The 14,370-nt window shown below is 70.1% G+C and carries 10 protein-coding genes; 4 read left to right on the top strand and 6 right to left on the bottom strand.

Translation table 11 applies throughout. The features are described 5' to 3' along the window. The first annotated feature begins 360 nt into the window (after nt 1–360). Both AB0O34_RS02555 and AB0O34_RS02560 read left to right on the top strand, forming a co-directional pair. Nucleotides 361–1,593, top strand: a complete 1,233-nt coding sequence (locus AB0O34_RS02555) for a transcriptional regulator (protein WP_363911903.1) — start codon at nt 361–363, stop codon at nt 1,591–1,593. 361 nt (nt 1,594–1,954) lie between these two features. Next, a complete protein-coding gene (locus AB0O34_RS02560) occupies nt 1,955–2,929 on the top strand; it encodes an EamA family transporter (protein WP_363911780.1) in 975 nt (324 codons plus the stop codon). Here the strand turns inward: AB0O34_RS02560 and hisC are convergent. The 6 genes from hisC to AB0O34_RS02590 all read right to left on the bottom strand — a co-directional run bounded on the left by hisC (nt 2,916) and on the right by AB0O34_RS02590 (nt 10,850). After that, nucleotides 2,916–3,977, bottom strand: coding sequence for a histidinol-phosphate transaminase (hisC, locus tag AB0O34_RS02565; protein ID WP_363911782.1), 1,062 nt, complete (start codon nt 3,975–3,977; stop codon nt 2,916–2,918). The genes AB0O34_RS02560 and hisC overlap by 14 nt on opposite strands. 75 nt (nt 3,978–4,052) lie before the next feature. After that, nucleotides 4,053–4,715 carry an NUDIX domain-containing protein gene (locus AB0O34_RS02570; RefSeq protein WP_363911784.1) on the bottom strand — a complete coding sequence of 221 codons (663 nt, stop codon included), beginning with the start codon at nt 4,713–4,715 and terminating at the stop codon, nt 4,053–4,055. Between the two features lie 39 nt (nt 4,716–4,754). Further along, nucleotides 4,755–6,563, bottom strand: a complete 1,809-nt coding sequence (locus AB0O34_RS02575) for a DUF4434 domain-containing protein (protein ID WP_363911786.1) — start codon at nt 6,561–6,563, stop codon at nt 4,755–4,757. Nucleotides 6,564–6,688: 125 nt separating this feature from the next. Then, nucleotides 6,689–7,777 carry a glycosyltransferase gene (locus AB0O34_RS02580; protein WP_363911788.1) on the bottom strand — a complete coding sequence of 363 codons (1,089 nt, stop codon included), beginning with the start codon at nt 7,775–7,777 and terminating at the stop codon, nt 6,689–6,691. 18 nt (nt 7,778–7,795) lie between these two features. Continuing rightward, nucleotides 7,796–9,061, bottom strand: coding sequence for a nucleotide sugar dehydrogenase (locus AB0O34_RS02585; protein ID WP_363911790.1), 1,266 nt, complete (start codon nt 9,059–9,061; stop codon nt 7,796–7,798). Between the two features lie 127 nt (nt 9,062–9,188). Further along, complete coding sequence (locus AB0O34_RS02590; protein WP_363911792.1) at nt 9,189–10,850, bottom strand: glycosyltransferase family 4 protein; 1,662 nt, start codon at nt 10,848–10,850, stop codon at nt 9,189–9,191. Between the two features lie 76 nt (nt 10,851–10,926). Here AB0O34_RS02590 and wecB point away from each other — a divergent pair, with 76 nt between their 5' ends. After that, nucleotides 10,927–12,063, top strand: a complete 1,137-nt coding sequence (gene wecB, locus AB0O34_RS02595; RefSeq protein ID WP_363911794.1) for a UDP-N-acetylglucosamine 2-epimerase (non-hydrolyzing) — start codon at nt 10,927–10,929, stop codon at nt 12,061–12,063. Nucleotides 12,064–12,178: 115 nt separating this feature from the next. Continuing rightward, the gene (locus AB0O34_RS02600) at nt 12,179–14,257 is read left to right on the top strand and encodes a glycosyltransferase (RefSeq protein WP_363911796.1); all 2,079 of its coding nucleotides are present in this window, start codon (nt 12,179–12,181) and stop codon (nt 14,255–14,257) included. Nucleotides 14,258–14,370: the final 113 nt, after the last annotated feature.

Here is a 14,370-nt window from a genome sequence, read left to right on the forward strand (position 1 = left end):
ACCATCCCCGCCATGCCTGATCGGCATAGGCCAGCGGCATTCCGGCAAATCCGGGCGTGACATTAGTGCCTCGGCGAGCGATCGTTCCAAAGAGGACTAGACCGGATGGGAGAAGAACCCGAGCCGGGAACGCCGTCAGCCGCTCTTCCAGCGCCCTGATCGGCGGTCCCCGCGAGGTGGACTCGACCAGTGGATTTCTTGGGGACCGCACGGTGTGGCGGCCTCGATCAGAGGTATGGCGGGATGGGACGAACATTGGTCGAGAGGGCCGAAGAAACTCCGCGAGGGTCACGCGTGGGCGCGTCGGCCCCCGACCTCACCATCGGGGTGGTGGGACCCCACGACCTTGTCGAACGAGTGATGCTCATGGGTCACGCGGCCGCCCCGGTTCCGTGCCGGCTGGTCGCCGCGGCGTACCGCGACGAGCAGGAGGCGGCCGACAAGGTGGTGAGGCTCGGCCCGGGGGTGGACGCCTGCCTGTTCGCCAGCCCCGTGCCGTACGAGCTGGCAAGGCGCTCGGGGGTGCTCACGATCCCCGCGACGTACGTGCAGCTCGGAGGGCCCGCCCTCACGGCGGCGCTGGCCAGGGCCGCGCTGGACGAGCGCATCGACCCGCGCCGGGTGAGCATCGACGTGCTCGGCCGTTCGGAGGTCGAGGAGGCCTACGCCGACCTCGGCCTGCCGACCGCGGGGGTGCAGACCCGCGAGGAGCCGGGCGCGACGGGCACCATCGCGGCCTACCACGAGCGCCTCATCAGGCAGGGCGGCACGACAGGGGCTCTGACATGCCTGCCCGGGGTGGCCGACCGGCTGACCGCGGCGGGCGTGCCCACCGTGCGCATACGGCCCACCTCCGCGGCGGTCCGTACGGCGCTGCACACGGCGGCGCTGCTCGGCGCGCACCACAGGCTGGAGGAGTCGCAGCTCACGGTCGTGCTCATCGAGGTGCCGACTTTACGCGAGCCCGTACGGCGGGCGGCACCGAGGTACTGGCGTGACGAGCTGAGACTGTCCCTGCACCGCCTGCTGGTACAGGAAGCCAATCGGATGAACGCCGCCGTATGGGCGATCGACGACCACAGTTACCTGGTGACGGCGACGCGCGGCTCGATGTCCGCCGCCACCGACGGGTTCCGGGTGCTCCCCTTCGCCGCGCGGATCCGCGACGACCTGGGGCTGGCGGTGGAGGTCGGCGTCGGCATGGGGCGCACCACCCACGACGCGGAGACGCACGCCAGGGCGGCTCTGGCCCGCACGCAGGCCGGCAAGCAGCCGCAGGGCTTCGCGGTGGACCGCGAGGGCCGCACGCTGGTCCCGGCCCCGCGGATGCCTCCCCAGGCTCCCGGGCAGGGCAGGCCGAAGGGCGTCGAGGTGCTCGCACGGCTGGCCGCCAAGCTGGAGGGCGGCGACACGATTGTGGACGCGGAGAGCGCCGGGCGCATGCTCGGAGTGACTCCCCGCACGGCTCGGCGTCTGTTGCGCACGTTGGTCGACGAGGGACTCGCGTGGCCGCTTCCGCCGAACCGCACACCGCAGCCGGGCCGTCCGCGCCAGCTGTACCGCCTCATCGTGGAGAAGCTCGGCCCGCGCTAGCCGTGTGTTCGCGGGTCGTTCGCGTGGGGCGGATGACCCGCGGCCACCGGGGGCTGTGGATGACTTCACCGACAGGGCGGCTTCAGGTGCACATAAGGGTTCGAACATGTGGACGGCAAGCCACGTCAGCGGGTCCAGTGGCGACACAACGCCTTTTATCCACAGCTTGTGGATAACATCGGCTCGACGAATTCTTCCCTGATTTGCCGTATTTAGATGCTGAAACGTGATGTCCAGCTCCACCGGCGGGCTAGTTATCCACACGATGTGGACAAACCTGTGGTAGAGCGACCAGGGCCCGCGTCTCAGCGTCCGAAACTCGCGCGTGAAATGTCCGCCTAGACCGATATTGTCATGAGCCATGGGGACTAACACTCGTGACGTGAGGGTCTGGGCGGCGCTGGCGGCCGTGTATGTCGTGTGGGGGTCGACCTACCTCGGCATCATGATCACCATCGAGACCATCCCCCCGATGCTCAGCGGCGGTCTGCGCTTCGTCGCGGCCGCCATCATCCTCGGCACCGTGCTCGTGGTGCGCCGGGGGGCAGGGAGCCTCCGCATGACCCGGCGGGAGTTCCTCGGGGCCGGCCTGGTCGGGCTGCTGCTGCTCACGGGCGGCAACGGCATGGTGGCGCTGGCCGAGCAGCACATCTCCTCCGGCCTCGCCTCCCTGCTGGTCGCGTCGGTGCCGCTGTGGCTGGTGATCTTCCGCATGATGGCCCGCGACCGCCCCCGGCTGCTGACGCTGGCCGGAGTGCTCATCGGGTTCTGCGGTGTCGCCGGGCTCTCACTGACCGGTGCCCCGTCGTCCAGCGCCGTAAGCATCGTGATCATCCTGGCCGGGTCGCTCTCGTGGTCGATCGGATCGTTCCTGCCCACCGTCATCTCCATGCCCAAGGATCCCTTCGTGGCCAGCACGGTCGAGATGGCCGTAGGCGGCGCCGGGCTCCTCGTGGCGGGCCCCGCCTTCGGCGAGCGCCTGCACCTCTCCACAATCAGCGGGAGCTCGTGGCTGGCGCTCCTCTACCTGGTCCTGATCGGCTCGCTGGTCGGCTTCACGTCGTACGTGTGGCTGCTCGGCAACGCGCCGATCTCGCTGGTGTCCACCTACGCGTACGTCAACCCGGTGGTGGCCGTGATCCTCGGCGTCGTCGTGCTCAGCGAGCGGGTGACCACCCAGATGTTCGCCGCCGGGCTCGTCATCGTCCTCGGCGTCGCGCTCGTCGTGTCCACCGAGCGCAACGGCCGGCGTCCCGCGACGGAGGAGCCGGCCGAGGACGTCAGGCCCGGCCCCTCACGTGGGCTTCCCCCGGCAGCCGACGTCACTCCTTCCTGAAGGCCTCCGCGGCGGCCAGGAAGGCGTCGTTGGCGTCGGGCGAGCCGATGGAGACGCGGGCGCCCTCGGCCGCGAAGGGCCGTACGGCGACACCGTCGACGGCGCAGCGCTCGGCGAACTCGACCGTGCGCTCGCCGAGCCGCAGCCAGACGAAGTTGGCCTCGGTGGGCGGGACCTCCCACCCCTGGCCGAGCAGGGCCTCGCGGACGCGGGCGCGCTCCTTGACGACCGTCTCGACGCGCTCCAGCAGCTCGTCCTCGGCCCTGAGGGAGGCGACCGCGGCGGCCTGCGCGATGCTGTTGATCGCGAAGGGCATCATCGTCTTGCGCACGGCCGAGGCCACGGGAGCGTGGGCGATGAGGTAGCCCACCCGGAGCCCCGCCAGGCCGTACGCCTTGGAGAAGGTGCGCAGGACGGCGACGTTCGGCCGGTCGGCGTAAAGGCTGAGCCCGTCGGGCACGTCGGCGTCGCGCACATACTCGCGGTAGGCCTCGTCGAGCACGACCAGAACGTCCTCGGGCACCCGGTCGAGGAACGCCGTGAGCTCGGCGGCGCGGTTGACGGTGCCGGTCGGGTTGTTCGGGTTGCACACGAAGATCATGCGTGTGCTGGGCGTGATCGCCGCCGCCATCGCGGACAGGTCGTGGGTCTCCTCCTCGAGGGGCACCCGCACAGAGGTCACCCCCGCCAGGTCGGCGAGCAGGGGATAGGCCTCGAACGACCGCCAGGCGTAGATCACCTCGGCGCCCGGCTCGCCCACGGTCTCGAAGAGCTCCTGGGCGACCGTCACCGAGCCGGCCCCGAGCGCGATGTGCTCCTGGGGCACCGCGAACCGCTCGGCCAGGGCCTCGGTGAGCGCCACGCACGCCGGGTCGGGATAGCGGTTGACGTCCCTCGCGGCGGCGGCGATCGCCTCCACCACGGAGGGCAGCGGGTCATAGGGGGACTCGTTGGACGACAGCTTGAACGAGCGGCCGTCGGCGGAGACCACGGCCTTGCCCGCCCGGTAGGCGGGCAACTCATCGAGAATCGGACGGAAACGCGGCATGGCCTTACCTTATGACGCGGCCACGGCTCGAAGACCCCTGACCATGCCCTCGAAGGCCCCCTGAAGACCGCGAGCCTAACCGGCCAGGCGCAGCATCGGCGGGTGGAGCAGCTCGGCAGGCCCCCGGCGGTAGAGCATGGCCGGCCGCCCGCCGTCGCGCGTGGTCGTGCGCCCCGTGGGGACGAGGAACCCGTCGGCCTTGGTGACCTTGCGGTGGAAGTTGCGCGGGTCGAGGGAGCGGCCCCACACGATCTCGTACACCCGGCGCAGGTCGGCGACGGTGAACTCCGAGGGGCAGAACGCCGCGCCGAGCGAGGTGTACTCCAGCTTGGCCCCGGCGCGCTCGATGCCGTCGAGCACGATGCGGCGGTGGTCGAAGGCCATCACGTCGAGCGAGGAGACCGGCTGCCAGCTCATGTGCGCCTCGGTCGGGGCGGGCAGGTCGGGCGCGAGCCCGAGGTAGGCCACGCTCACCACGCGCTGCCGGGGGTCGCGGTCGGGGTAGCCGTAGGTCTGGAGCTGCTCCAGGTGGACCGGCGCCCCGGGCAGCCCGGCGCGCTCGCCGAGGACCCGCGACGCGGCGGCCGGGAGGTCCTCCTCCAGCTGGATGAACCCGCCGGAGAGCGCCCAGCGCCCTTCGTACGGCGGACGGTCGCGCTTCCAGACCAGGGCGCTGAGCTGCTGGCAGCGCACGGTGAGCACGACGAGGTCCACGCTGACGGGAATGCGCGGCACCATGGGACGCACGTTACACCGGTACACGAGGGCCGAAGACCGTCACGCCCCGCGGTTGAGGTAGACCGGGGCGTTGCTCTTGCGCCCGTCGGGCGAGGTCACGTCCACGCGTAACCACGCGTCCGAGGGCACCGAGCTCCAGTCGACCGGCACCCAGATCTTCTGCACGGCGGGGGGCAGCCCGGGGATGGGGGTCTTGTCGGTCCATCCGACCGCCGCCGAGTCGGCCTCGCGCGGCTCGTCTCCGCCGTACCAGCTCACCGTGACCCTGCCGAGGGCCAGGTTGTAGCCGCGGACCTCGATGCCGTCCTGGATGCCCCGCTTGCCGCTGACGACCTGGATCGGGATGGGCCGGTCCCAGTCCTTCGCGACCTGCTCGGCGAGCGTCGGCGACCCGCAGTTGAAGAAGCTGCTCCACTTGTAGGAGATGATCTTGGACACGTACGGTCCGGCGAACGCGACGGCCGCGTCGAGGCGTTCCTTGTCCGTGGCGCCTCGCTTGCCGCCGGCCTCGCAGGCGCCGTCGCCCTTCGGCTCGAACGCCTCCACGTTGGCCCAGAGCTGAACCTCGCGCCCCTCGGCGCGCATCTCCCCGAGCGCGTTGGACATCGCGCGGTAGTAGTCGCGCGTGGCGCCGTAGTACGCCTCGCCGTAGGAGGTGTCGCCCACCACGGGCTTGAGCCGGTCGTCGACCGTCTGGCCCTTCAGGTTCGGCCAGTACAGGCCGACCTTGCCCGTGCCGCGGCTGTCCTGCGGGGCGATGATGCCGACGCCCGTCTGCGCGAGGACCTTGAAGCCCCGCGCGACCTGCTCGGGCGTCGAGGTGAACTTCTTGCCCCTGCGCCCGTCGAGGTACGGGCTGACCATGATGGGCTTGCCGGGAAGCTCCTGCTGCACGATGTCGTGCTGCTCGGCGTACACCTGGAGGGTCGTGACCACGGCCGGGTCGGGCCAGTCCCTGAGCTGTAACTCGAAGGGCTGGTAGACCCCGCCGAGAGAGGTCCTGTCGTTGAAGCGGTCGCCGTAGTCCTGCAGGACGCGCCGGGTCAGCGTGGTGAGCGTCCCGATGTGCCGGGGGTCGGCCTTGGTGGGCTCCACACGGTCGCGCGGTGCCAGCGGCAGCGCGGGGAAGACCTTCATCGCGAAGCGGTCGGCCAGGTCGAGGATCTCGGTCAGGCTGTCCTTGAGCGCGCCGTTGACGAGGATGAGGTGGTACCCCCTGCCCTTTGAGCTGAAGTCGCACGTCGCGTCGTCGGAGCCGTCGTCGGGGGCGAGCACGCGATAGTAGACGTCGGCGCCGACCGTGATCGTGTGCTCCATCTGGGGGCAGCGGAACAGGCCCCTGCCGAACGCCTCGTCGGTCCGGTAGACGTACGTCCAGGTGATGCGATTGCCGGGGTTGGCGGCCTTGAGCGCGGACTCGGCGGCCTGCACACAGGTCATGCCGTTCTCCTCGCACCTTTGATAGCGAGGGTCGGGGGCCTTGCCCACCGCGTCCAGCACCTGCCCGTCCTGGTCCACGGCGCGCGGCTGGAGACCGAATCCAAGACGTACGACGGTGTCCCCGCCGACCTGGTGGATGGCCTGGAGCTGGCTGCGCCACGTGCAGTGGTCGGAGGTGGGCACCAGCCAGTATCCGGTGACGGCGTACGGCGCGGGGGTCGTGGTGTCGAACGTTCCACAGGGGTCGCTGAACACGCTGGCCGTCGGCGTCGGGGTGCCCGGCTTCGGCTGCTGGGCCGGTGTGGTCGTCGCGGTCCTGGAGCCGCCTTGGGAGTCCGGCAGGACGATGACGATGGCCGCGACAGCGGCCAGAAGAGCCGCTCCCAGGAGCAGAGTGAGCCCGCGCACCTTCAGGAGATTACCGTCCTTAAATTGTGGCCCTGATAAAAAACGATCAGGATCGGGGGGTCGCCCAGGGCCACGCTGGGAGGGCATCCCGGCGCCCGGGCGTTCGAAGCGTCAGTGCCCAGGAACTACTTCTTCACGCCCGCCCACGCTTCGAGCTGGGTGACGAACCTCCGCGCGGAGTTCGGCCAGTGGTGGTTGGCCCGGGCGGCGGCGTAACCGCGCGCGCCCGCCGCCCGGCGCTCCGCCGGCTCGTTGCGCAGCCGCAGCACCGCGCGTGCCACCGCCTGGGGGTCGCGCCAGGGCACGACCACGCCGCTCTGGTAACGCTCCACGAGCTCGACCGCCCTGGGCGACGGCGTGGTGATCACCGGTATGCCGTGCGCCATGTACTCGACGATCTTGGTGGGCATGGAATGGCGGTAGTTCGGCTCGTCGTGTAACAGCGAGAGCCCGGCCAGCGCCCCGTCGAGCCGCTTGAGCGCCTCGTCGTTGGGCATGAAGTCACGCCACTCCAGCACTCCATCGGCCACAGCCTGATTGAGCATGGGCCTGCTCTGCGGGTCGGCGTAGCCGATCAGCTCGACCGCCACGCGGTGCGGCTGGAGCAGCCGGCCCACCTCGACGGCCTCGCGTACGCCCCGCGCCTCCGACAGCCAGCCCAGGTAGACGACGCGGTCGTCGGAAGGCTCGCTGACGTGGTCGGGCACCCAGGTCTCGTTCGGCACGACCAGGTGCGCCTGCCGGAACCGGCCCGCGTAGGCGGTCTCGGCCAGCAGCAGGTGCAGGTGGCGCTCCGCCGTGCCCTCCAGCAGCCGGGCGAGGAAGCGCGTCGGCGGGCGCAAGAACGAGGGCAGCCACGGCTTCAGCGACAGCGTGGCGGGGGTGTCCTCATGGACGTCCCACACCACAGGAGGCCTGCGCCGCACGCCCGCGACCGCGAGCAGCAGCTCGGGGTCGTGGATGAGCGCCAGGTCGACCTGGCCGCGGAGGCTCTTGAACAGCCGCCGGGCCGCCCGCACCGCGGACAGCCGCTTGCGCTCCGCCGCCCTCGGCAGATCGACCCCGGTGACCCACGACCTCGGCACGACGCCCCGCGCGGTGTACGGCGCGGCGTACGTGACCGCATGACCGGCGTCCACGAGCGCGCGGATCTGCCGGTGCAGGATCCGGGCGTCCTCGGGGTGGTGGACCACCGTCATGACAAGCACGTGCACGCGCCGACCCTCCGCCCGTCAGAGCCGCTCGACGCGTTCGCCCTCGGAGAGGACGCCCCGGGTGTCGAGAAGTAGATGCGCTCGTTTCTCCACCATGTCCAGGTCGAACTCCGAGTGCTGCTGGAGCAGGACGGTCACGTCCGCCCTCTCCACCGCCTCAGCGAGATCGTCCTCTCGTGGTACTTCGACCCCGTCGACCGTCCACTGCTTCACGTGTGGGTCGGCGAAGACGAGCTCGGCGCCGAGATCGCGGAACGCTCGCGCGATCGGCACCGCCGGAGTCTCGCGCTCGTCGGCGATATCCGGCTTGTAGGTGACGCCCATCAGCAGGACGCGGGAGCCGTTGACCGGCTTCTTGGCGCGGTTCAGCAGGCGCTGCACGCGGGCCACGACGTACGCCGGCATCCGCTCGTTGATCTCCTGTGCCAGCTCCACGAAGCGGAACGGGTAGCCGAGCTTGCGCACGGCGTGGGAGAGGTACGAGGGGTCGACCGGGATGCAGTGACCGCCCACGCCCGGACCGGGCAGGAACTTCTGGAAGCCGAACGGCTTGGTGGAGGCGGCCTCGATGGCCTCCCACAGGTTCACGCCGAGCTCGTCGCAGAAGATGGCCATCTCGTTGACGAGCGCGATGTTGACGTGCCGGTAGGTGTTCTCCAGCAGCTTGGCCATCTCGGCCTCGCGCGTGCCGCTGACGGTCACGACCTGCTCGATGAACCGGGCGTAGAACGCCTCCGCGCGGTCGCGGCACGCCTTGGTGTACCCGCCGACCACCTTCGGGGTGTTGCGCAGCCCGTACTTGGTGTTGCCGGGGTCGATGCGCTCCGGCGAGAAGGCGAGGTGGAAGTCGACGCCGGCGGTCAGCCCGGATGCCTGTTCGAGGATCGGGCGGACGACCTCGTCGGTCGTGCCGGGGTAGGTGGTCGACTCAAGGACGACGAGCGTGCCTCGCTGGAGGTAACGCCCCACCGCCTCGACGGCGCCGCGCACCGCCGAGAGGTCCGGACGATGGTCCTCGTCGAGCGGCGTGGGCACGCAGATGACGATGGTGTCGCTGGCGGCGAGGATCGACTGGTCGAGCGTGGCCGTGAACTCGTTGGCCAGCATGGAGTCGAGATCGGCGTCGCTCAGGTCGTCGATGTAGGAACGGCCGGAGGTCAGGGCGTCGACTTTTCGCGCGTCGACGTCCAGTCCGACCACGCGAAGACCTGCCCCCGTAGCCTCTTTGGCGAGGGGCATGCCCACGTAACCCAGGCCGATGACCGCGAGGTCGTACCCGCTCACGTGGCGTCCTGAAGCCCGAAACAACACTGCATGGTGGGAAAGGCTATCTCAACTCCACACAGATCACGTCTAATGCGATTGAACCCATAGCCAAGCCGAGGTTTCCGATCGGTCATGACACGGGAAATCATCGGGCAACGGACTGGTAGATCGTCCGATATGTCGCTGCGATCCGGCTCCACGTCCGCTTCGTCGCGACCTCGGTCCGACCGGCCTCGCCCATCTCGGCGCGCCGCTCCGGATCGTCCCTCAGACCCGCCAGAGCCTTGGCCAGGGCGGCCGGATCACCGGGCGGTACGAGCAGGCCGGCGCCGTCCGAACCGACCAGCTCCGACAGCGCGGGAAGGTCGCTGAGCACGACCGGCTTGCCGAGCGCCATCGCCTCCACCGGCTTGAGCGGCGTCACCAGGCGGCACACGCGCAGATCCTCACGCGGGCAGACGAAGATGTCGATGGCCGACTGCGCCTGTAGCGCCTCCTCCGGCCCGACCCGGCCCGGCAGGATCGCCAGATCGCCCAGGCCGAGCTTCTCGACCTGGGCGAGCAGCACGGGCCGCTCGGCGCCGTCGCCGACGATCAGGACGCGCACGGGAGTCCCGGTGTCACGCAGCAGCGCGGCGGCCGAGAGCAGCGTCGCGAAGCCCTCGTAGCCGACGATGCTCGACACCGAACCGACGACGATCTCGTCCGGCGCGATGCCGTACGCGGCACGGAACGCCGCGCCGTCGTAGTCGGCGGTCAGCAGCGTGTCGTCCACGGCGTTCGGCGCGAGGAAGATCTTGTCGCGGGGCACACCCCGCTCGGCGATCTCCACCGCCATCGTCTCGGCGAGGGTCACCACCGCGTCGGCGGAGCGCATGATGTGCGCCTCCCGATCGCGCTGGAGCAGGTGCCGCTCGCTGCCGACCCTGGCCGCGTCGCGCGAGGCCCAGGTCTCCTCCAGGAAGCCCCGCACCTCGTAGACCAGCGGCGTGCCGGTCCGCTCGCGCGCGGCGAGCGCCACAGAGCCGTTGCGGTGGTCGGTCGCGGCGTGCAGCACCTGGGGCCGAAGCGTCCTGACCAGCTCGGTCACCTCGCCTGCTCCGCGGATCATCCGGCCGCGGCTCTCGAACGGCACCTCGCCGCTCGGCAGCAGGCGGTGGTACGGGACGCCGTCGATCTCCTCGTACGGCTCGGCGTCGGCGTGCCCCTGGAGCATGGGCCAGCCCCAGCTGGTCACCACGTGCGGATCGAGCCCGGCGGCGCGCTGCGCGGTCACGATGCGGTGCGTGCGGACGGTGTACCCGGCCTGGGTGTACGGCAGCGCGTTGGTCACGCAGTGCAGCACTCGGCCCTCGACCCGCTCGCCGACGATCACCTTGGACTTCGGCGGGATCGGAGCGGCGCCGATCGCGGCCTTCTCGCCCTCGTAGTAGGCGATCCGCCTGCGGATGAACGGCCACCGCGCGTGCGGCTGCAGGACCTCGATGGCCTTGGTCATCTTGCCGTGCTCGAACTCGGCCTTGGCCGCTTCGAGGGGGCCGTCGGCCATGCGCCGCGCTATCTTGCGCGCGGTGACGCGCACGACGCGGGCGACCGGCCACGCGACCTTGCCCACCGCTGGGCGCAGGCGTGGAGGCATCGCCTCCGCCGCCGCCTGCGCCACACGCATCGGGTCGGATTTGACCCTGGTGACGAAGACTCTGGAGACAATGACCGGATGCTGGACGAAGCCCTTGAGGAAACCGCGCACGCCGGCGCGAGCCGACTTGGGGGAGACCTTATCGGGCCGGCTGGCCTCGGAAACCACGCGGTGACCGTACCATAGGCACCGCTTGGCCCTACTGGCCATTAGTTGACCCACTCCCGGGTGAAAGGCGAGGTCAATGAGGGAAAATCCCCTCGTTCTGCACGTGCTGGGCGCGCGTCCCAACTTCCCGAAGGCGGCCCCCGTCGTGCGAGGCCTGGCCGAGCTGGGAGTCCGGCAGGGCATCGTCCACACCGGGCAGCACTACGACGCGCTCATGTCGGACGTCTTCTTCGCCGACCTCGGCCTCCCCGAGCCGATCGCCAACCTCGGCGTGGGCTCGGGCAGCCACGCACGCCAGACGGCCGCGCTGCTGACCGGCCTGGAGGAGGTCGTGCTGGAGCACAAGCCCGACCTCGTCGTGGTCTACGGGGACGTCAACTCGACGCTCGCCGCGATCCTGGTCTGCGCCAAGCTCCAGATCCCGACCGCGCACGTCGAGGCCGGCCTGCGGTCCTTCGACCGGGAGATGCCCGAGGAGGTCAACCGCGTCGTCACCGACGCGCTCGCCGACATCCTGCTGGTGACCAGCCCCGACGGGCTCTCCCACCTGGCCAGCGAGGGCGTCTCCCCCGCCAAGGCGCACCTGGTGGGCAACCCGATGATCGACAGCCTGTTCTCGGCGCTGCCGAAGCTCGACCCCGAACCGCTGAAGGAGCGCCTCGGCCTGCCCGTGCGGTACGCCGTCGCCACCCTGCACCGCCCGGGGAACGTCGACGACCCCGAGTCCGCCCGCGAGCTGGTCGAGGCCGTGCTCGCGGTGAGCGAGCAGGTGCCGATCGTGGTGCCGCTGCACCCGCGCGGGCGCGAGCGCCTCGCCAAGGCGGGCCTGGTGACCGGCGACAACCTCACGATCATCGACCCGCTGGGGTACGTCGAGTTCCTCTCGCTGGTCCGGGGCGCCGCGCTGGTCGTCACCGACTCCGGCGGCGTGCAGGAGGAGACGACCGTGCTCGGCGTCCCCTGCCTGACCGTGCGGCCGAACACCGAGCGGCCCATCACGATCACCCACGGCACCAACCGTCTCGTGACCCCGGCGACGCTGCCCGCCGCGGCGTCCAAGGCGCTCGCCGACGGCGCGGCCACCCCGAGCGGGGAGCTGCCGCCACTGTGGGACGGCGCCGCGGGGCCGAGGATCGCCCGCGTCATCGAGGCCTGGCTGCGCGGCGACGACCTCTCCCCCGCCGCCCAGGGGACCCCGCCCACGATGCGCTGACCTGCCCGATCGCGAGGTTGGCGATTTGGGCATTTAGGCGAAAACGCCCATCCTTTCGCGGTCAAAGCCGTACGATCGGACATTCCCGGGCGAGGACGAGGGAGCAAGTCGCACCATGGCCGAGAGTGACCAGACAAATCCGGATGAGCCGCGTTTTCAGCGACTCGGGGCGGCGAACTGGCTACCCGAGGAGCGCAAGGTCGTCGAGCGCTACGAGGACCGCATCCGCGACCTGGAGCGACGCCTCGCCACCGCCGAGGCGCGGGCCGAGTACGCCCAGTGGCAGCTGTCGGCGACCAGGGCGCAGCGCCCGTACCGCGTGAGCACCGCGCTCGCCGGAGCCAAGCGCCCGTCCAGGCTCGTACGGCTCCCGCGCGACCTGTCCCAGGCGCTCAAGCCCAAGAAGGCTCCCAAGGCGCCCGCGACGGTCACCGCGAGCAGCGTCGCCATGGACGCCGTGCTCGCGCACGCGCCCGAGGTCAAGATCCCGAACCTGGCCTGGCCCGAGGGCCCGGTCAGCCGTCCGGACCTGAAGGTCGCGGTCATCCTGGACGACTTCTCCAGGATGGCCTTCAAGTACGAGTGGGACCAGATCGAGTTCGGGCTCAAGGACTGGCCGGAGATCTTCGCGGAGAAGCGTCCCGACGTACTGTTCTGCGAGTCCGCGTGGCACGGCAACCAGACGCGCTGGCGCTACCAGATGACCGGCACCAACGCGCCCAAGCAGGAGCTCCGCGACCTGGTGAGCTGGTGCCGCGAGCAGGGCATCCCCACGGTCTTCTGGAACAAGGAGGACCCGCCGAACTTCGAGTTCTTCATCGACACGGCGAAGCTTTTCGACTACGTGTACACGTGCGACGGCGACATGGTCCACAAGTATCGCGAAATATTGGGACATGATCGGGTGGATGTGCTGCAGTTCGCGGCGCAGCCGCGCGTGCACAACCCGATCCAGACCAAGCAGGGCCGGCCGTACGACGTGGTCTTCGCGGGCATGTACTTCCGCGACAAGCACCCCGAGCGGCGCGAGCAGATGGAGGCCGTGATCGCTCCCACGCGGGAGCTCGGCCTGCACATCTTCGCCCGCAACGACAAGGCCGGCGACAAGTACGCCTGGCCCGAGGAGTACCGCCCGCACATCGTGGGCGAGCTGCCGTACGAGCAGATGCTCGCCGCGTACAAGATGTACAAGGTCTTCCTCAACGTGAACTCGGTGATCGACTCGCCGACCATGTGCGCCCGGCGCGTCTTCGAGCTGTCGGCGTGCTCCACCACCGTGCTGTCGGGATGGTCGCGGGCCATTGAGGAGACGTTCGGCTCGCTGATCCCGATCGCGCACACGCAGGAAGAGGCCTACAACCAGGCCCTCTACCTGATCAACAGCCCGGAGCTCCGCGCCCGCCAGGCCCACCTGGCCATGCGCGAGGTGTTCGACAAGCACCTCTTCTCCCACCGTGTCGACCAGATCCTCACCGCGCTCGGCCGTCCCGTGGTCACGCGGACGAAGAGCGTGTCGGTCGTCCTGCCCACGAACCGGGCGGGCCAGCTCGAACACGCCATCTCCCAGGTCGCCCGCCAGCGCCACCGCGACCTTGAGCTGATCCTGGTGCTGCACGGGCTCGACATCGATCCGGGTGTCGTCCGCGACAAGGCCCTGGCCGCCGGCATCCCCGCCGTCAAGGTGCTCACCGCCGACCCGTCGCTCACGCTCGGCGAGGTGCTGAACGTCGGCATCGCCCAGGCCGACGGCGAGTACATCGCCAAGATGGACGACGACAACCTGTACGGCACGCACTACCTCTCGGACCTGCTGCGCGCCTTCGACTACGCCGACGCGGAGATGGTCGGCAAGGGCGCCCACTACACCTACTTCCCCGCCACCAACACGACCGTGATGCGCCTGCCCGGCCTGGAGCACCGGTACGCCCACCTCGTGCAGGGCGCCACGATCCTCGCCAAGGCCGACCTGCTGCGCGCGTTCGCCTTCGAGGCCGTCAACGCGGGCGAGGACACGCGGCTGGTACGACGGTGCAAGGAGGAAGGTGTGCGCATCTACTCCGCCGACCGCTTCAACTTCGTCTACATGCGCGGCGCCGACGCCTCGGCCCACACCTGGAAGGCCCAGGACTACAAGCTGACGCGCAACGCCCAGTTCTCCTTCGTCGGCCACCCCGAAGCCCACGTAATGATCTGACCGGCGTACCGGCGATCAACCTGGCCGCCGGACTCGAACATCAGCGCAGCCCGCCGTCTCTCACCTTCCGGACGAACGCCCTCCGCTCGCCGGACCAGAGCATCAGCATGCCC

Source organism: Sphaerisporangium sp. NPDC088356 (genome assembly GCF_040685555.1).
Taxonomy (GTDB): domain Bacteria; phylum Actinomycetota; class Actinomycetes; order Streptosporangiales; family Streptosporangiaceae; genus Sphaerisporangium.